16 protein-coding genes and 1 other annotated feature are annotated in these 20,126 nt (G+C 38.8%); of the genes, 14 read left to right on the forward strand and 2 right to left on the reverse strand.

What is annotated here, in order from left to right:
- The 6 genes from KTHG_RS04585 to KTHG_RS04610 form a co-directional block, all read left to right on the forward strand.
- Positions 1 to 1,634 (forward strand): diguanylate cyclase domain-containing protein (locus tag KTHG_RS04585; protein ID WP_044527220.1); only part of this gene is annotated, 1,634 nt, incomplete at its 5' end.
- Positions 1,635 to 1,654: 20 nt separating this feature from the next.
- Positions 1,655 to 2,317, forward strand: coding sequence for a response regulator transcription factor (locus tag KTHG_RS04590; RefSeq protein WP_020189758.1), 663 nt, complete (start codon positions 1,655 to 1,657; stop codon positions 2,315 to 2,317).
- Positions 2,314 to 3,738, forward strand: coding sequence for a sensor histidine kinase (locus tag KTHG_RS04595; protein WP_020189759.1), 1,425 nt, complete (start codon positions 2,314 to 2,316; stop codon positions 3,736 to 3,738). The genes KTHG_RS04590 and KTHG_RS04595 overlap by 4 nt, the downstream gene beginning before the upstream one ends.
- 219 nt (positions 3,739 to 3,957) lie before the next feature.
- The gene (locus KTHG_RS04600; protein WP_020189760.1) at positions 3,958 to 6,753 is read left to right on the forward strand and encodes a 2-oxoglutarate dehydrogenase E1 component; all 2,796 of its coding nucleotides are present in this window, start codon (positions 3,958 to 3,960) and stop codon (positions 6,751 to 6,753) included.
- A gap of 31 nt (positions 6,754 to 6,784) precedes the next feature.
- Entirely contained in the window at positions 6,785 to 8,041 is a 1,257-nt protein-coding gene (gene odhB / locus KTHG_RS04605) for a 2-oxoglutarate dehydrogenase complex dihydrolipoyllysine-residue succinyltransferase (protein WP_020189761.1), read from the forward strand.
- Positions 8,042 to 8,513: 472 nt separating this feature from the next.
- Positions 8,514 to 9,065, forward strand: a complete 552-nt coding sequence (locus KTHG_RS04610) for a hypothetical protein (RefSeq protein WP_186439490.1) — start codon at positions 8,514 to 8,516, stop codon at positions 9,063 to 9,065.
- Between the two features lie 112 nt (positions 9,066 to 9,177).
- Here KTHG_RS04610 and KTHG_RS04615 read toward each other — a convergent pair whose 3' ends face one another.
- The gene (locus tag KTHG_RS04615; protein ID WP_020189763.1) at positions 9,178 to 9,378 is read right to left on the reverse strand and encodes a cold-shock protein; all 201 of its coding nucleotides are present in this window, start codon (positions 9,376 to 9,378) and stop codon (positions 9,178 to 9,180) included.
- A gap of 233 nt (positions 9,379 to 9,611) precedes the next feature.
- Positions 9,612 to 10,478 (reverse strand): ADP-ribosyltransferase, encoded by an 867-nt coding sequence (locus KTHG_RS04620; protein WP_186439491.1) that lies wholly within the window; start codon positions 10,476 to 10,478, stop codon positions 9,612 to 9,614.
- 761 nt (positions 10,479 to 11,239) lie between these two features.
- Between KTHG_RS04620 and KTHG_RS04625 the strand changes: the two genes are divergently transcribed.
- The 8 genes from KTHG_RS04625 to KTHG_RS04660 all read left to right on the forward strand — a co-directional run.
- The gene (locus tag KTHG_RS04625) at positions 11,240 to 11,677 is read left to right on the forward strand and encodes a Dps family protein (protein ID WP_020189765.1); all 438 of its coding nucleotides are present in this window, start codon (positions 11,240 to 11,242) and stop codon (positions 11,675 to 11,677) included.
- A 465-nt stretch (positions 11,678 to 12,142) separates the two neighbouring features.
- A complete protein-coding gene (locus KTHG_RS04630; protein ID WP_020189766.1) occupies positions 12,143 to 12,322 on the forward strand; it encodes a hypothetical protein in 180 nt (59 codons plus the stop codon).
- A 116-nt stretch (positions 12,323 to 12,438) separates the two neighbouring features.
- Positions 12,439 to 13,215 (forward strand): ABC transporter ATP-binding protein, encoded by a 777-nt coding sequence (locus tag KTHG_RS04635; RefSeq protein WP_020189767.1) that lies wholly within the window; start codon positions 12,439 to 12,441, stop codon positions 13,213 to 13,215.
- Positions 13,216 to 13,286: 71 nt separating this feature from the next.
- Positions 13,287 to 13,520: a binding site (T-box leader), on the forward strand.
- Positions 13,521 to 13,570: 50 nt separating this feature from the next.
- The gene (locus KTHG_RS04640) at positions 13,571 to 15,136 is read left to right on the forward strand and encodes a 2-isopropylmalate synthase (RefSeq protein WP_020189768.1); all 1,566 of its coding nucleotides are present in this window, start codon (positions 13,571 to 13,573) and stop codon (positions 15,134 to 15,136) included.
- A 126-nt stretch (positions 15,137 to 15,262) separates the two neighbouring features.
- Entirely contained in the window at positions 15,263 to 16,063 is an 801-nt protein-coding gene (locus KTHG_RS04645) for an HNH endonuclease (protein WP_020189769.1), read from the forward strand.
- A gap of 505 nt (positions 16,064 to 16,568) precedes the next feature.
- A complete protein-coding gene (locus tag KTHG_RS04650) occupies positions 16,569 to 18,176 on the forward strand; it encodes a (2,3-dihydroxybenzoyl)adenylate synthase (RefSeq protein ID WP_020189771.1) in 1,608 nt (535 codons plus the stop codon).
- Positions 18,177 to 18,179: 3 nt separating this feature from the next.
- Complete coding sequence (locus KTHG_RS04655) at positions 18,180 to 18,395, forward strand: phosphopantetheine-binding protein (protein ID WP_020189772.1); 216 nt, start codon at positions 18,180 to 18,182, stop codon at positions 18,393 to 18,395.
- 12 nt (positions 18,396 to 18,407) lie between these two features.
- Positions 18,408 to 20,126 (forward strand): condensation domain-containing protein (locus KTHG_RS04660; RefSeq protein ID WP_044527221.1); only part of this gene is annotated, 1,719 nt, incomplete at its 3' end.

Here is a 20,126-nt window from a genome sequence, read left to right on the forward strand (position 1 = left end):
CATTGTTTTTAAAACAGCATAATCCAATGATTGTAGCATCACGTACCGGCCAAGTTTTAAAAATAAATCGTGTTTTTTCAGAAGTTTTTTCAGTCCCAGAAACGGTTATAGGAACGCATTTAAAGCCACGTAATGAGGAAGAACGTCAGTTGATTAAATTGTGTGAAGAACGCCTTCAACCGCTTTTTGAAGGAAGTCACCAAGAAGCGGTGTCAATGAATTGGCTTTATAATACCCGTATCAATTACACGATTTTAATGACACCTATTGTAATGGAAGATGAGATAGTAGCAGTATCTTTAGAATGGATTGAACAAAATGATGCGCAACATTTAGAAGCTACGTTAAAAGAGACAAATTTTTTATTAGAAGGTTATAAACAAGCATTAGCTGCAGCGTCAAATTTTTGTATTACAGATACAGAAGGCATTATTGAATATGTTAGTGAAGGCTATCAACAATTATCAGGATATAGCTGTGAAGAACTTCTTGGTCAAACAAATGCTATATTAAATTCGCGTCGACATACAAGCGAATTTTATGAAGATATGTGGACAACCATTAAACGTGGTGCAATTTGGCAAGGAGAAATCTGTAATCGTACAAAACGAGGAACATATTACTGGGCACATACAACGATTGTGCCAGTACTTGATAAAAATGCAGAGATTAAAAACTTTGTGTCGGTTTGCATTGATGTGACCGAGCGGCGAGCTTTAATGTCGAGCTTACAAAATATCGAAAAAACATTTAATTTAATTACTGAGAATACAAATGATTTTATTACAATAACAAATGAAGACGGTATTATTCTATATGCCTCACCGAATCATAAAGAGCGTCTAGGGTATGAAAAAGAAAAGCTCATCGGTAAATTTTATGCAGATATTTTAACGGCTGAAAGTTCAGAAGTATTAAAACGCGAAATTGTCCAAACGTTGAATAATGAAGAAGAGGCAAATGTGGAATTAGAAATGGTTTCTAAATCTGGGGAGACACTATGGACCGAAGCTTATATTACAGGCGTACAAGACCCGGTTCGTGAGGAAGTGTATCAATACGTGACAATCGCTCGTGAAATCACACAGCGTAAACAAAAAGAAGAAGAATTACGCTTTTTAGCATACCATGATGCGCTGACGCTTTTACCTAATAGACGCTATTTATCCTTGCAATGTGAAAAGCTTGAACAAGAAGCGAAGGAAAGACAACAGTCGATTGTCGCAATGTATATTGATGGCGACAATTTTAAGGCGATAAATGATGTGTACGGTCATGATGTTGGGGATGAATTTATCCGCGAATTTGGACGCGCACTGAAGCGAAGTTTACGAGATTCAGATTTTGTTTGTCGCATTGGCGGAGATGAGTTTGTCGTCCTATTAACGCATATGTCGTTAGAGGAAGCGGTATGTGAGCAACAGATTTTAGCGACAATTGAACGCATTCAACAGGTGTTACGAAAAGGTTGGGATATTGCGGGAAACCATTTTGCGCCGACATCATCAATTGGCATTGCCGTTTATCCACAGCACGGAACATCGGTTGAGTTATTATTAGAAAAAGCAGATAGTGCATTGTATTTGGCGAAAAATGTGAGTGGAAAAGATTCCTACCGTTTTGCGTCGAATTAATTGAATAGGGAGGTAGCGTAATGGAAAAGTCGATTTTATTAGTCGAAGATGAGAAGAGCATCGCGCGCTTTGTCGAGTTAGAGCTGAAACATGAGGGATATGATGTAACGGTTTGCTATGATGGACGAAGTGGCTTAGAAGCGGCATTAGAGAAAGAATTTGATGTGCTTTTACTAGATGTTATGCTACCCGAACTGAATGGGATTGAAGTGTGCCGCCGTGTGCGAGCGCAGTCTTCAGTCCCTATTCTTTTGATTACAGCGAGAGATGCTGTAATGGACCGAGTAGCAGGGCTTGACGCAGGAGCAGATGATTATTTGGTTAAACCATTTGCAATAGAGGAGTTATTAGCACGTATCCGTTCTGCACTACGTCGTACCACAACTAGTACCGAGCATGATACATTAGCGCTTAAAAATATTATTTTAGATGAAACCGCCTATACGGCAACTGTTAATGGAGAGCCAATTCGTTTAACCAAAACAGAATTTGAATTATTACATTTATTAATGCGTTCAAAAAATAAAGTATGTACACGAGAAATTATTTTAGAAAATGTTTGGGGCTACGATACGGATGTAGAAACAAATGTAGTTGATGTTTATATTCGGCATTTACGTGCGAAATTACCCGCTAATACGATTGAAACTGTACGCGGTGTAGGGTATGTGATCCGCGAATGAAAAAAATAACCGCGTATTGGCAACGTCTAACATTAAAACGTAAATGGGCGCTTACATCTGCGAGCGTACTATTTATTAGTTTTGCGCTCGTGTGTGTCATTTTATACATTGCGATTAATAGTTGGCTTTTAAATGAAGAAAAAACTTCTGTGACACGCTCTATGGATGATTTAACAGCATTTTTTGAAACGAGAGGAAGTAATCTGACAATCAATGAGATGCAACATAATACGGGCTTGATGAATTCGATTGTAGATAAGAATCAAACGGTTCGTATTTTAAATACTGACGGAATTGAAATTCTTCGTTTAAATAATACAAGTGAGGAAATTCCAGATTTACCGCAAAATATCCCACTAAAAGGGTATACGATACAACAAGTGAAAGTTGATGATGCAGACAGCTTTGTGGCAACAGGAAATTTACGACTAGGGAATTTTGATGGCTATTTACAATTAACGCACCCATTAACCTCGATTGCTTCACTAATGAAGTATATTTTGACGTCGATGTTGTTGATGGGCCTGATTGCATTAATTGCTTCATGGTTTATTAGTTCGGCGCTCGCAACGCTTTTATTACAACCATTAAAACGATTGTCTTCAGATATGAAGCGTGTAGCAGCACATCGTTTTGAAGCGCCTATTCAAGTCACTGTCGATAGTCAGGATGAGATTGGGGACTTAGTAAAAGTTTATAAACAAATGATGACAGAATTAGAAAGTGCTTTTTTACAGCAGCAACGGTTTATTTCAGACGCTAGTCATGAATTGCGTACACCGATTCAAGTATTAGAAGGGCATTTGTCAATGATTCAACGCTGGGGAAAAGACGACCCGGAAGTATTAAATGAATCACTTATGACATCGATTGATGAAGTAAGACGGATGAAACAATTAATAGAAGAATTATTAGAACTAGCACGGCATGAGGCAAAGGATATTTCGCAGGGAGCCATTGTTGCTGAACAAACAGAGATAGTTATGAAAGAAATGAAAACAATTGCACCAGATGCTGAAATAAATCTTCATTATAATAAAGATTTTCATAATGTTCGCGTTATGATTTCAGAAAATGCCTATCGTCAGATTTTGCATAATTTATTGCAAAATGCTGTTCGATACACTTCTTCTATACCTAGCATTAACATTTACTTGACATTTGATTTGAACAATTGCACAATCGTAATCGAAGACAATGGGATAGGGATGTCGCCAGAATCTTTAGAGCATATATTTGAACGCTTTTATCGTGTTGATAAAGCACGTTCGAGAGAGCATGGTGGGACAGGCCTTGGCCTAAGTATCGTCAAAATGCTTATTGATAAATACGATGGAACACTTGAAGTATCGAGCGCATTAAATGAGGGAACAACTTTTACGATTCATCTACCACTTTTTTTAGTGCAAGAATCCATTTAATTCTTAGTGAAATAAGTCGTTAAAGATGAAATATGCTAGTTTTGAATTAAATTATTGAATTTTTTGTGAAGAGTAGTAAGATTGAATGGTGAAAGCGTTTGTAAAACATAGGACAAATTATGTCTATGTTCACAAATAGTAATAATATATAGTGGATTTTTTGATTTTTAAAATTGTTAATCGAAGTGCCACTTAGGCAAAATAGTTGGAGGTAATCTCATGACAAACAGTAATCCATGGGCTGCTTTTTCAGGTCCTAACCTAGGTTATGTAATGGATATGTACGATCTTTACTTAACTTCCCCAGAAGAAGTAGACGCAGAACTTGTCGCTTTATTTGAACAATACGGTGCACCAGTTGATACAACAGCTCAAGCAGCAGTAGCAACTACAGGCGCAGCGAATACAGGCGATATTCAAAAAGTATTAGCAGCGGTACAATTAGCAGATGCAATCCGTCAACACGGTCATTTAGCAGCTGATATTTACCCTCTACACAACCAAAATCTTGATACAACACGTATTGAAACAAGCGCATACAACTTAACAGACGCTGACTTACGTGAAGTACCTGCATCAGTACTATTAAACAACGTTCCTGCAAACGTTAACAATGGTCTAGATGCAATCAACTACTTAAAAGAAATTTACACAAACAAAATCGCTTACGAATTCAATCAAGTTGTTGGTAAAGACGAACGTGAATGGATTCAATCTAAAATTGAAAGCGGTGCATTAAATGCTCCACTATCAAATGATGATAAAAAAGCTGTTTTAAATATGTTAAACAAAGTTGAAGGTTTCGAACAATTCCTTCACAAAACATTCGTTGGTGTAAAACGTTTCTCTATTGAAGGCGTTGATGCATTAGTTGTTTTAATCGAAGAAATTATTAAAGGTTCTGAAGCGAGTGGCGTTAAAAACATCCAAATCGGTATGGCTCACCGTGGTCGCTTAAACGTGTTAACGCACAACGTTCACAAACCATATAAAATGATGCTTGCTGACTTTGCTCACGTACCATCAGAATTATTCGTTCCTGAAGATGGTTCTCTTAAAGTGACAAAAGGTTGGTCAAACGATGCGAAATATCACTTAGGTGCTACTTACAAAGCGCCGAATGGTACGACAATCGGTCTTGCATACAATCCATCACACTTAGAAGTAGTTAGCCCAGTTGTTACTGGTCAAACTCGTGCAGCTCAAGATGATACTTCTAAAGCTGGTGCGCCAGTACAAGACGCTTCTAAAGCATTAGCAATTTTAGTGCATGGTGACGCAGCATTCGCTGGTCAAGGTGTTGTAACAGAAACAATGAACTACTCTCGTACAAAAGGCTTTGGTACAGGCGGTTCAATACACATCATCGCAAACAACATGATTGGTTTCACAACTGAACGTTTCGACTCTCGTTCTACTGTTTACTCTTCAGATCCTGCAAAAGGTTACGAAGTGCCAGTAATCCACGTAAACGCTGACGAACCAGAAGCTGTTGTACAAGTTGCACGTTTCGCAGTTGAATACCGTGAAAAATTCGGTAAAGACATTTTAGTAGACTTAATCGGTTACCGCCGTTATGGTCACAATGAAATGGATGAACCAATGATTACAAACCCTGCAATGTACAATCTTGTTCATAAACATGACACAGTTCGTGCGCTATATGGTAAACAATTAGCTGCAGAAGGCGTTGTAACGGAAGCAGAAGTTGAACAATTACAAAAAGACATCAAAGCTGAATTACAAGCTGACCTTGATTTCATTAAAGAACAAGGCGCAGGTAAACATTCAGAATTAACAATGCCAGATGCTGTTGCAAACGGCTACGAACTTGTTGAAACAGGTGTTGAAAAAGCTCGTCTTGAAAAAATGAATGAAGAACTTCTTACTTTCCCAGAAGACTTCCACGTATTCAAAAAATTAAACAAAATCTTAAACCGTCGTCGCGATCCATTCCAAGGTAAAGGTAAAATCGACTGGGGCCACGCTGAAACATTAGCATTCGGTACAATTTTACAAGATGGCAACCCAATCCGTATTACTGGTCAAGATGCGCAACGTGGTACATTCTCACAACGTCACCTTGTTCTACATGACGAACAAAACGGTAACGAGTACACACCACTTCACGGTATTTCAGGCTCAAATGCTTCATTCACAGCGATTAACAGCCCATTATCTGAAGCATCAATCGTAGGTTACGAATATGGTTACAACTTACAAAATGAAGACGCTCTTACAATTTGGGAAGCACAATATGGTGACTTCGCAAACATGGCGCAAATGATGTTTGATAACTTCGTGTCAGCTACTCGCTCTAAATGGGGCGTACGCTCAGGCCTAGTATTATCATTACCACACTCTGCAGAGGGTCAAGGTTCAGAACATACATCTGCACGTTTAGAACGTTTCTTACAATTATCAGCTGAAAATAACTGGACAGTTGTTATGCTTTCAAGCGCTGCCAACTACTTCCACTTATTACGTCAACAAGCTGCTATCTTAGGCACAGACGAAGTTCGTCCATTAGTTATGATGTCTCCTAAATCACTTCTACGTAACCAAATCGTAGCTGCTGATGTAGAAGAATTAACTTCTGGTAAATTCCAAACAATCATCGAACACCCAACTACAGGTAAAAACGTTGATGCAGTAGAAAATATCGTACTTGCTTCTGGTAAAATGGCAATCGATCTTGCAGAAAAAATCGGTGAAGGCGAAGGATTCGATCACTTACATCTTGTACGTGTTGAACAACTTTACCCATTCCCAGAAAAAGAAATTGCAGATGTATTCGCGAAATTCCCGAATGCAAAAACAATCAAATGGGCTCAAGAAGAACCGAAAAACATGGGTTCATGGTTCCTTGCAGATCCGTACCTACGCGAGTTAGCTACAGATGCTCAAGAAGTGAAATATATTGGTCGTCCAGCATTATCTTCTCCAGCAGAAGGCGATGCAGATGCATATAAAGAAGCACAAGCAATCGTAATTGAAGATTCATTATCTAAATAATTTCGGATATACCGAATAGGAGGAAATTAAAGTGGCAGACATTATCGTACCAGAATTAGCAGAATCTATCACAGAAGGTGAAATCGTACGTTGGGTTAAAAACGTAGGTGACACAGTTGAGAAAGGTGAATTCATCGTTGAACTAGAAACAGATAAAGTAAACGCTGAAATCATCTCAGAAGAAGCAGGCGTATTAGTTGAAATCCTTGCGCAAGAAGGCGACGTTGTAGAAGTAGGCGCTGTAATCGCGAAAGTAGATCCAAACGGTACAGCTTCAGCACCAGCAAAAGAGGAAGCTCCTGTTAAAGAAGCAACACCAGCACCAGCAAAAGAAGAAGCGCCAAAAGCTGCACCAGCTGCACCAGTAGTAGAAGAAACTACTGCTAACGGTCGCGTAATCGCTTCTCCAGCTGCTCGTAAATTAGCTCGTGAAAAAGGTATCGATCTTGGCGCAATCAACCCAGTTGATCCTCAAGGCCGCGTACGCGTACAAGACGTAGCTGCTCATAACCCAGCTGCACAACAAGCTCCAGCTCAAACACAAGCTGCAGCACCAACACCAAAAGCTGCACCAGCTGCAGATGAATCTCGTGTAGAAGTTGTTAAAATGACTCGTCGTCAAAAAACAGCTGCTAACCGTTTACTTGAAGTATCTCAAGGTACTGCAATGTTAACAACATTCAACGAAATTGACATGACAAACGTTATGGCACTTCGTAAACGCAAAAAAGATGCATTCATGGAAAAACATGATGGTACTAAACTAGGCTTCATGTCATTCTTCACAAAAGCTGTAACTGCTGCTCTTAAAGCATACCCAGCTGTAAATGCTAAAATCGTTGGCGAAGAAATTCACTACAATAAATTCTTTGATGTTGGTATCGCTGTATCAACTCCAGACGGTTTAGTAGTACCAAACGTACGCGACACAGATCGTAAAAACTTCGCTGAAATCGAAGGCGACATTGCTGATTTAGCTGTTAAAGCACGTAACAAAAAATTAGCTTTATCTGACCTTGAAGGTGGTTCATTCACAATCACTAACGGTGGTGTATTCGGTTCATTAATGTCTACACCAATCATCAACGGTGACCAAGCTGCAATTCTTGGTATGCACAACATCGTACAACGTCCAATCGCTGTAAACGGTGAAGTTGAAGTTCGTCCAATGATGTACGTGGCTCTTTCTTACGACCACCGTATCATCAACGGTAAAGAATCTGTTGGTTTCTTAAAAATGGTTAAAGAATTAATCGAAAACCCAGAAGATTTATTATTAGAAGCTTAATACTGCCGACGGACGGAGGTTGGTCAAGCCTTGCAAACAGGACGTTTGCGAACTTGGCTTGACTTCCTTACAAAAGCGTTTGAAGCACTTCTGAAAATGAAGATATAAAGAAAGCCTCCGAGCAATCGGGGGCTTTTTTTGTGTCCTAAATAACGGACATCATGTAGGGCTCGTATAGTCAGCTGTAGATTGTTTGTATGCCAATTGCTTCCGAGTAGACAACGACTTGCAAGCCCTCCTACGCTGGTAGAGCTCACAGGAAGAATTTTACTTAACCACTTCAAAGAAAATGCTTCCTCGTATATTTTTCTTATAGCTGAATAAATAAACAAAAAATTAATAAAATGATAAAATAAAGATAGCTATGTTTTTCCTGGATATGCTGTAAAAGGTAAATGCAATGCATTTTTTATTTAGAGAATAGATAGGTTTTGACTATATAGTGAAATAATAAAAAGAAAGTAGTGAGTTTATGAAAAAAATCCTTTTTTGTATGGTAGTAGCGTTGCCTTTAGCAGCCTGTAATATGGACATCGGGAAGTCGGAGGTCAATGTTGTCGAAACATCAGATGATGATTATGATGATTCTTTGAACGAATATGAAGAATCAGGTGACAAGGCAACGAAGACGGAAATATTCCATATGCAAGAAGAAACAGTAGAGTATGGCATTTCGGATAAAGAGATGATGGCATTAAAGATTGAACGTGTAGAGGAGCATATACGTAAAAATGAGCGTGATCAGAAGGATATTACCGTAATATTGAAAGCACATAATAAAGCGGACAGCAAGCAATCGCTCGCTCAATTACATTCAAGATTTGTTGATGTAGACGGGAAAACATATAAGGCGAATCATTTTCAAACGAGTGTAGGGGAAGATGTAATACAAGCGAAAAAGACGGTAACCATACATGCAGTATATAAAGTGCCAAAGGATTTTGAATGGCGTGGTCAACAAAATGTCTTTGAAATTGTAGAGAAAACTGATGGCTACAAAACGATACATACGTACGATTTTTAAAAATAATCGTTCTATACATACGATGATAAAGAAAGGAAGCGTGATAAAAATGTTTCCTTTTTTTGCATAAAAAAAGAGATACCCTAGATAGGGTATCTCTTCTACGTAAAAATTAAAGTTTTACGATGTTAGCAGCTTGAGGACCGCGTTGGCCTTCTTCTACGTCGAATTCTACTTTTTGGCCTTCTTCTAAAGTTTTGAAACCTTCGCCTTGGATAGCTGAGAAGTGAGCGAATACGTCAGAACCGCCTTCAACTTCGATGAAGCCGAAACCTTTGTCTGCGTTAAACCATTTTACTGTACCTTGTGTCATTTAAATGACCTCCATTGTTTTAATATTAATAAGATCACAATTTTTCGAAAGAAAAAAATTCACATATTATAAAGAGTACCAACTAAACGTTACATGCCCTTTATAATAGGTAAATTAGCGTTTGAAAATATCTCATTGACTTAATTATAGAGGAATGAACGTTGTTTGTCTAGTAAAATATTGGTTATTGTAAAAAAATAGTTTAGTAGAAGAATAATTCTTCTACTAAACTATTAAGGTGTTAGGATTGTATTGATTGTAATAACGGTGCGATGTTTTTCTTTTTTAATACCTGTCACGACAAATTTTGTCCCACGTTTTAATAAATACTCTTCTTCATTTTCATAAGGAGAGAGCTTGTATACGGGTGCTCCGTAATTTCCAGCAGGTGTTTGGATACGAATCAGTGCATCATAACCAAAGCCGATTGTACCAGCTCTAACCAGTGAAGTCGAAAGATAGCCCTTATCAGAATAGCTAGCACCAATAGCGAGTTTGCCATTTTTTAAGCCATATTTAAAGTTTTTAAGCTCTGTTCCACGCCAAACGGTAAAATCATACGGGCTTTTAAACTTTAGGAGCGCATGGTCAATCGCTTTAATGCGATTATCGATTTTAGGCGAGGTTGGCTGTAGACCGCGTAGGGTTCTGTTAATATCGACATAGCCACTGCGTGTATAATCTTTTAAAGATTTTCGTTGATTTGTTGTTAAGGTTTTATTCCATTTTTTTTCAAAACGATCAAAGCGATTGCGTTGTGCAGCTGGCATTGACTTTGTTTTATTTGAATATGTATATTTTTTCTCTTGTGTGACAAAGATGGTGCCTGTAGGCTGTGTTTTCTTTTTGATAATAATTTGTTTACCGCTGAGCTTTGGAATGTCTTTTTTGATTTCAACGACACGATTTGCTTTAAGCGTAAAAGAACGTAATACGTCTAGTGATTTTTTATCGACGACGTCTACAGAAATACTTTTATTTGTAACAGATAGTTTATTGTACGCTGCATTTTGTTGTTCTAGCGTTGTTGTAGCATAGGCGGTCGTCTGTGGGATACATAGTGAGCAGATTGTAGCGAATGCGATGAGTTGTTTTTTCATTATTTTACCTACCAATTCATTAGAGTATAGATGTTGAATATGAAAAAAACGTATGTCATACGGCTTTTTCATATTATCCGTCAATGTGTTAATTTTATTATCCATGATAGTAGCCAGTTTTGCAATTGGCAGTTGCCACGTATTTCCAAGTGCTTTTACACGCAATTTAAACGCTATAATAGGGATCACCATTACAAACGGTGCTATATTTTTTACCGATAACGTCATTTTCACGTAAGCTTTTTACGATTTTTGCTTTTATACCAGTTGTCCATTGTTACGGGTATTTAAAACGAAGCTGATGCGTTTTTATATAATCGGATTTTGATAATACGTAATACATGACCAGCCATAATGCTTATAGGTTGGCCAATTTATTTGATCTCGCGCAATCGAGACGCCATCATAGACGTTTAATGCGGTATTTTCTTTGATTTTTCTTAGTACTTTATAGAAGTTTTAGAGGCATCAATATACAACAAGTGTTTTTTTTGACAGTGATTGGCTCATAAATTGCTGCAGAGGAGTGGAATGGTACTATTGTGAACAAAGCAAATACAATAATAACTGAAAAGAAAATCGTCAATCTTTTTTTCTACCATCACCTGCTTCCTATTAGTATGTATACCCTTATTTTTATTACAATGAATGAAACGAATTAAGATTCATAAAATAAGTCTAGTTCTAAAGGGGATACCTATGTTTAAAGCGCTAAAAAAGTGGAATAATAATAGTAGAATAACGATAAAGGAGTTTTTTAAATGAATCAACAAGTGATTGATGTATTAAACAAACAGGTTGCAGACTGGGGTGTTTTATATGTAAAGCTGCATAACTTTCACTGGTACGTAAAAGGTAGTGACTTTTTTACATTGCATACAAAATTTGAAGAATTGTATACAGAGGCAGCAGCACATTTTGATGAGCTAGCAGAGCGTATTTTAGCGATTAAAGGTCATCCGGTTGCGACGATGAAAGAGTATCTGGAGCTATCAACAATTGCAGAAGGCACGTATGAAGAAGATTCGCGTGCAATGGTCGCAGCGATTGTCGATGATTTTGAAAAAATGCTAGAAGATTTAACGAAAGGGATGATGATTGCACAAGAAGCAGGCGATGAAATGACGTCAGATTTATTACTAGGCATTCATACCGAGCTTGAAAAACATGTCTGGATGTTAAAAGCATTTTTAGGATAATAAGACATGTTACGAGGAGAAATCATCTGATTGGGTGGTTTCTCTTTTTTTTGTGAATTTTTTTATTTTTAGAACTCGTTAGTCTATAAAAAAATAATACAAAAAGTAGTACAGTTAATGTTTTTTAGATTTCTGTTATATATCAAAGAATGAAATAATATTTTTTAATTCAGACAATTAATGAATTACGAATTGATTTATAACATCGACACACAGTAAATGATTACTCTGAAATATGGAAAGAATTTTCAAAAAACAAAAAGAAATCATGTAATAAACGACAAGAAAACGTTCACAAAGGGCTAAAAATAGCATTATACATATATGTGTCACAAAGTCAAATTTTTATAGGTGAAAATAGTAGATTTTATATAAAAGCTCTTGTATGATGTAAGTAACAAGTAGGAACGTTACATCCGAGAGATGATAAAAAATAATACAGAAACTAAAAGGAGAGTACAACAGATGAATAACTCAATCCAACAATATGTAGACCAAATCGAGGGCCAATTATTAAACGACTTAACAACAAATGATGAAGCAAATCTTTATGACATTGCATCACATATGATCGAAGAGTCAGAAGTAGACATGATGGATATTTGCCAAGCATACGAAGTTGTAAAACACAACTTAATCGGATAATGAAACAAGAGGGCAATCACGCGATGGCGTGGTTGCCCTTTTTTTAATTGTACCGAAGTGTTCATTGCTTTCTTAAAATAATCGCAGTACGATTACGTGGAAGGGAGAGGGGTATGATGGTGATTCATTTAAAAGATATTTCATTAAGGAGAGAAGAAACACAAATTTTAAAAAATGTGAGCTGGGATGTAGAACCTGGTGAGCACTGGGCTGTATATGGTATGAATGGTGCGGGGAAAACGGCTTTACTAAATATGTTATGTGCCTATTATTTACCTTCTACAGGAGATGTCGAAGTTTGTGGTCATGTATTTGGGAAATCGGTGTTAGGCGATGAGCTGCGACGTAAAGTTGGCATTGTGTCTGCTGGGGTTCAGCAAATGCTACGCCAGAATGATAATACATTTGAAATTATTTTGAGTGGTGCCTTTGCATCACTTGGCTTATATGAAAAAGTAACAGACGCTATGCGAGATCGTGCGGTCGGTATTTTGCATGATTTAAACGCCTATCATTTTGCAAATCAGCCATATGAAGTATTGTCACAGGGGGAGAAGCAACGCGCATTATTGGGGCGTGCGTTAATGGGAGAGCCGGAATTATTAATTTTAGATGAACCTGCGACGGGATTTGACTTTATTGCGCGCGAACAGCTACTCGATACGATTCAAACGATTGCAGAAAAAGACCACGGTCCATCGCTTGTTTATGTGACGCATCACGTAAATGAAATCTTACCGGTATTTACAAATATCTTATTATTAAAAGAGGGAAGTGTTTTTGCGGCTGGAAAAACAACCGATTTATTAACGTCCGAAACGATGAGCGATTTTGTGGGAATGCCGGTTGAAATTACATGGCAAAATGAGCGACCAAATATGACGCGTAAATAATTTATTTTTATTTTTCTGAAAATTGTTGACATTCTAAAAACTTTCTACTATGATGTTATCAAGCTAATATATTACATGCAGAGAACGGAAGTAGTAAAAGTATCGTTTCTTTTTAGAGAGCTAATGGTTGGTGGAAATTAGCAAGAAACGCTTTGAACTCGTCCGGGAGCAAATTATCTGAACTTACAGTAGGATAAATCGGGTCATGACGTTATACATGGGACATTTTTTTGTTCATTAAGTGGAGCGATATATTACAAGCGCTCAAGCAGAGTGGTACCGCGAGTTAACACCTCGTCTCTAGCAATAGAGGCGGGGTGTTTTATTATCTAATTTGGAAGAGGAGTGTTGAAGTATGTCGAGAAAAATTTGGGTATTTGATACAACGTTACGTGATGGAGAGCAAGTGCCAGGTGCAAAATTAAACATCTATGAAAAATTAGAGGTGGCACAACAATTAAAGAAATTACAAGTTGATATTATCGAAGCGGGCTTCCCGGCATCTTCAGAGGGCGACTTCCAAGCAGTTAAGCAAATTGCGCAGCAAGTAGGTAGCTCAAGCAATATGATGATTACGGCACTAGCACGTGCAGTGAAAACAGATATTGATTCGGTATATAATGCCGTGAAATATGCAGAAAATCCAATGATTCATATGGTGCTAGGTACGTCAGATATTCATGTAGAAAAGAAATTTAGTAAATCGAAGGATCAAATCTTACAAATTGGTGTGGATGCGGTAAAATACGCAAAATCACTTATGCCACAAGTACAATATTCAACGGAGGATGCATCGCGTTCAGATTTTGAATACTTATGGAAGACAATTGAAGCAGTAATTGATGCAGGGGCAACGATGATTAATGTGCCGGATACAGTGGGTTGGGCGGTACCGGAGCAATTTGGTGACATGATTTATAAATTAAATGACCGTATTAAAAATGTAAATCCAAATGTGTTATTAAGTGTCCATTGCCATAACGATTTAGGGATGGCGACGGCGAATACGCTACAGGCTGTGAAAAATGGTGCTGATAAAGTAGAGTGTACAATTAATGGGATTGGTGAGCGTGCAGGGAATGCAGCGCTTGAAGAAGTAGTGATGGCATTATCAACTCGTGGCGATTACTTTGATGCTTTTACTTCTATTAATAAGAAGGAAATTATTAATACATCTAAAATTGTGTCGAGCTTAATGGGCTTAGATGTACAGGTGAATAAGGCAATTACAGGAGATAATGCATTTGCGCATTCTTCAGGTATTCACCAAGATGGCTTATTGAAATCACGCGATGCGTATGAAATTATTCATCCGACAGAGGTGGGGCTAGATGATATGGAGCTTGTATTAACGGCACGCTCAGGTCGTCATGCAGTCCGCAATGCGATTTGTAATTTATCAATTGACATTAATGAGGAGCAGTTTGAAGATGTTTTCGCAGATTTCTTAGAGTTAGCCGATGCGAAAAAAGAAGTGTATGATCATGATTTATTCATCTTAGTAGAGGATTATCTACGCCGTCATGATAAAATGGCGAATTTTGAAAAACATGCGGATGCTTTTTATGTGTTAGAAGATATTCAAGTAATTAGTAATCCGATTTTCCCGTCAGCGACAATTAAAGTGTCTAAAGGGAAGGAATCATTCCGAGCAAGCACAGTTGGTACAGGCCCAATCGATGCACTTTATACCGCATTAAAAGAAGTCATTGATGTGGATATGAATATTATGGAATATAAAATTTCGAGTGTCACACGCGGAAAAGAGGCACTCGGTAAAGTGAAAATTCAAGTGCAAAGCCATGATAAAACATATATTGCGAAAGCGACACATACCGATGTTATTCGTGCAAGTGCGGAAGCGTATATTAATGCCGCAAACAGTATTATTGTCGAACAGTTTGTGCCAACAGAAGTGTAAGAATAGAAGGAAGCGGGAATCGTGCGATAGCGCGGTTCCTTTTTTTATGAGTTGCTTATCATTAGTACTTTAAAACGGTGCTATTGTAAAATGAGGATAATAACTTCATGCTAGGAGGAAAATACGATGGATTTAGGTAAACGACTGGGAAAAGGGTTAGGAAATGTTGTCGATCGTACTGTGAAAACAGGAGTATCATTAGCAGGAAAAGGAATTCAGCGCACGCCATTAAAAGAGGCGGGGAAATGGGTCGAGGAAGTGGCACCGCTAGTTGGTCAGGCAACAGGGAATACGGTTAAGCTAGCTGGTACAGTTGTTGATGGCACGGTAACAGCAGGCGTTGGTCTTGTACGCAAAGATGAAGCCAATATCGACAAGGGTGTCGAGGATTTAAAAAAGGCAGGCGGTTATGTTGTTCGTGATGTGACAGGCACATTAAAAAATGTGACTGAAAATGGTGTTGAGGTACTAAAGGGTGTAGCGTATAGTGACCGTCGCCGTGCCACGGAAGGCATTAAAACACTAGGGAAAACAGTTGTAGCCGGCTCTGCTGGCACGAATTTTGAGAAGGACGAAGATGTGGTGGTGCAAGCGAGAAAACCTGCTTTTGTTGCACGTCAGGAGGATGCTTCATTCCCGCAATTCATGCCAATTTATGAAGTAAAGTTACCAGAAGAACTTATTAAAGCCTCTAATAAAAAACAAATAAATTATTGTAATCATGCATTGTCAAAAGCTATTCAAGAAGGTGAAGCGATTAGTGATAAGTTAGCGCTTAATGAACTGGATCGCATTAACTTGGAACATGGTATGACGCCTGAAAATTTTGTGTGGCATCATCATGAAATTCCAGGTGTCATGCAGCTAGTCGATGAGGAAGAGCATAATCAAGTACCACATATGAGTGCGAAATTAATGTGGGGCTAATTTAATAAATAGCGATAAAAGCACAATCTTACAGTGGAAAAGTCACTGGAGGTTGTGCTTTTTTATTTTTTGAGCTGATAAATACGCTGAATGAATCATTTAATGTGCTAGCATTTCTGTGAGAAAAGTAGGAAGGGTATCTCAAGGAGCAAATATGGATTTTTATAATAATGAATCCCAAGCGAATACATACGGTTTAATGAAAAATTATACAAATGCAGGGCCGGAATCTGTACAGAATATCCTTTAGAATTCAAGGTAATTGTTTTTTTATTCTTTCTCGAATGGTGATGCTATTTACTTTTAATTGTTGATATATCAGCTTTTATGTAGTTTATTTTCTTTTTGATTAACGATTGAAAGACATAAAAGTATAAAAAGTAAAAAAATAAGTAAAATGTATGAATTTTCATTACGCTTGTTGACCATCTATGAGAAACAGGACTATACTGAGTCCAAATCATAAGTGAAAATGATTCTCATTATCACGAAGAGGAGTGAGAAAATGTTAGAAGGGTTTACACCATGGCCAGAAGAACGTGCGGCATTTTACCGTCAACAAGGTTGCTGGGAAGGTTATAGCTTGGGGGAGATGCTACGCAGACAAGCGGTAAAACGCCCCCATGCGATTGCGGTAACAGCGTATGGCCAATCTTATACATATGAACAACTGCTAGCGCGTAGTGAAAAACTAGCTGCAGGATTCCAACAGCTTGGAATCGAAAAAGAGGATCGTGTCGTAGTGCAGCTACCTAATACGATGGTTTATGTCGAAACAGTATTTGCGTTATTTTTACTAGGTGCATTGCCAGTATTTGCCCTACCATCGCATCGCTACAATGAAATTTCGTACTTCTGTCAATTTGCAGAAGCAAAAGCGTATATTGCTCCAACTACCTATCAAGGTTTTGATTATGAACAGCTTGCAAAGCAAGTTCAGCAAGTGGCACCGACTGTAGAACATATTATGTTAGCAGGAGATACAGACGAATTTACGTCGCTAAACACATTGTATCGTGAGGAAGCTATGCAAGCTGTTGAAGTAACGGGCTCAGATGTGGCATTTTTACAATTGTCAGGTGGGACGACAGGCTTATCGAAACTTATTCCACGTACGCATGATGAATATATTTATACGTTAAAACGCAGCGTGGAAATTTGTGATGTCACAGCGGATACACGCTTTTTAGTAGTATTACCTGTCGCGCATAATTATCCGATGAGTTCTCCAGGGATTTTAGGGGTCTTTTATGCCGGCGGAACGGTTGTCATGTGTGATACACCGAGTGCAGATGAGGCCTTTCCCTTAATTGAACAGCAAAAAATTACGATGGTTGCGCTTGTGCCACCAGTTGTCATTCAATGGCTGTATGCGGCGAAATATCGACAGGAAAATTTATCTTCGCTTGAGGTCATGCTCGTTGGCGGAGCGAAATTAAGTGTTGAAGTTGCGAAAGAAGTGATGCCGACATTTGGCTGTACATTACAGCAAGTATTTGGCATGGCAGAAGGGCTTGTGAATTACACACGTCTTGATGATTCAGAGGAACGCATTATTCATACACAAGGAAAACCGCTATCAACGCTTGATGAAGTGAAGGTTGTCGATGAGGATGATCAGGAAGTGCCGGTAAATACAGAGGGCTTTTTATTAACGAGAGGGCCGTATACAATCCAGGGCTACTACAAAGCACCTGAGCACAATCAAAAATCCTTTACATCAGATGGCTTTTACCGTACAGGTGATTTAGTACGGGTCGATGAGGCTGGCTACATTACAGTAACGGGTCGTGATAAGGATCAGGTTAATCGTGGCGGTGAGAAAATTGCGGCAGAGGAAGTAGAAAATCATTTACTAGCACATGAGGCAGTGTTTGATGTCGCAGTCGTGGCGATGCCAGACCGCTTCTTAGGCGAAAAAATTTGTGCTTTCATCATTAAAAATAAAGAAGTAGACAAAAAAGAATTGCTGCAGTTTTTAGAAGCACGCGGACTCGCAACGTATAAAATTCCGGACCGTATTGAATGGCTGGATGCATTCCCTGAAACAGCGCTCGGAAAAGTGAGTAAAAAAGAATTACGATTACTAATCGAAGAAAAGGTAGGCGTGTAAATAATGACAAAAGAACAATTTTTAGCAGTAATGGATGATTTCGTAGATGGTGCAATTGGTGAGGTAGCACTTGATGAATCCTTACAGTATGTAGGTGTGGATTCAATGCGTATGATGATGGCGGTCGAAGCATTCCGTGCAAGCGGTAGTGATGTTACCTTTGTAGAGCTTGTGAAAAATCCAACGTTAGCTGCATGGATGGAACGTATTGTGAAGTAGGGAGGGATGACAATGGAACAATTAACTGCTGGACAACAGGCAATGTGGTTTGCATATCAACTAAATCCGACGCAAACCAATTTTATAACAGCTGAATATGTTGCATTTCATGGTGAGGTATCGCTTCAAAAATTACGTGAGGCGATTATGCTAACATTAACGCAGGCAGAAGCGCTACATCAAGTGTATCGCGTAGAGGGGAACCAAGTGTACCAAACATTATGCATAAAAGATGTTGACGTACCGGTCGTTGAACTAGCAAATGAGGCGCAGCAACAGCAATGGATGCAAGCGCATTTGCGACGTCCGTTGGCACTTGAAAAAGGACAGAGCTTTGAAACAGCGTTGCTTCAAAACGCACAAACAGGGCAAGTTATATGGTTTTTCAAAGTGCATCATATCGCCATTGATGCCTATGCGTATCAATTGATTTATCAGGCGACAGCGAAACAATACAATGCGCTGATGGCGTCAGAAGCACCGTTGATGGATGTTTTTGATGCGTTTACGGCAGTCGTTGAAGAGGAACAGCATTATACGGCAAGTGCGGATTATGAAAATGACCGCGCATTTTGGCAGCATTATGCACCTGTCGATGACACATTAGCGACGTTTTCAGAGAAGCAACCGACATTAACGGGAGACGTTATTCAAGCCGCAACGACGTTTTCTAAAGAAGTGGTCCAGCAGTGGAAAATAGCGGGCTTCGCTAAGCGCATTATGCCACAGCATTACTTTATGGCAGGTTTTTCCATTTTGGCGTATAAAGTCGCGCATAAAAAACAGATTGTGTTAAATACGCCACTCATGCAACGCGTTGGTTCAAAGGCGGCAAATGTTCCTTGTTTACATATGAATATGGTACCACTTCATATTGATGTGACGCCAGCAGCGACGATTTATGAGCTCGCACAGCAAATTCAACAGCAAGAAGCCGTGATAAAACAGCATGGTCGCTTCCCATATGAGCAAATTCGTAGAGAAATTGCCTTACCGTTTGGAGAACGTCTATGTAGTGGACAATTAAACTTTATGCCATTTTATGAGACCTTGCCTTTTGTCGGTGCAGAGGCGACCACGCATAAATTATCGATTGGTGTAATTGATGACCTATCGTTTAATTTATTTGCGACAGCAGATGGCGGCCTGCGCTGTGAATTACTTGCGAACGCTGATTTATACGATGAAGCGGTTCTTGAAACATGGCTCGCGTATTTTGAACGTATTTTGACGGAAGCGGATCATCGTATTTACAAGGCATTACAGCAACCAGTAGCACCGGTCGAAGAAGCCGTACATCAAGTAGATATTGTGTCGATGATTGAGCAAAGCGTCAATAAGGCACCACAAGCACTTGCGATTAGTGGTAGTGAACAGCTAACGTATGAGCAGCTTTGGCAACAAAGTAATCAAATGGCAAATTGGCTAGTAAGTGAAGGAATTCAACCAAATGATTTTGTGGCGCTATATGTAAAACGTGCACCTGAGCTCATTAGCTTTATGATTGCAATTCTGAAAATTCGTGCAACTTATATTCCGATGGACCCGATTTATCCGATGGACCGAATTGCGTATATGGTGCATGATGCGAACGCGCGCGTTATGCTTTGCGATCAACCGATTGATTTGGATGTACCACAACTATCGATTGCAATGCGCCCGTGGGAAGCGTTCCCAACACAGTGGAATGCGACAGAGCAAAGGCCGCATGATGCAGCCTATCTGATTTAT

Origin of the sequence: Kurthia sp. Dielmo, assembly GCF_000307285.2 — a bacterium.
Taxonomy (GTDB): domain Bacteria; phylum Bacillota; class Bacilli; order Bacillales_A; family Planococcaceae; genus Kurthia; species Kurthia populi.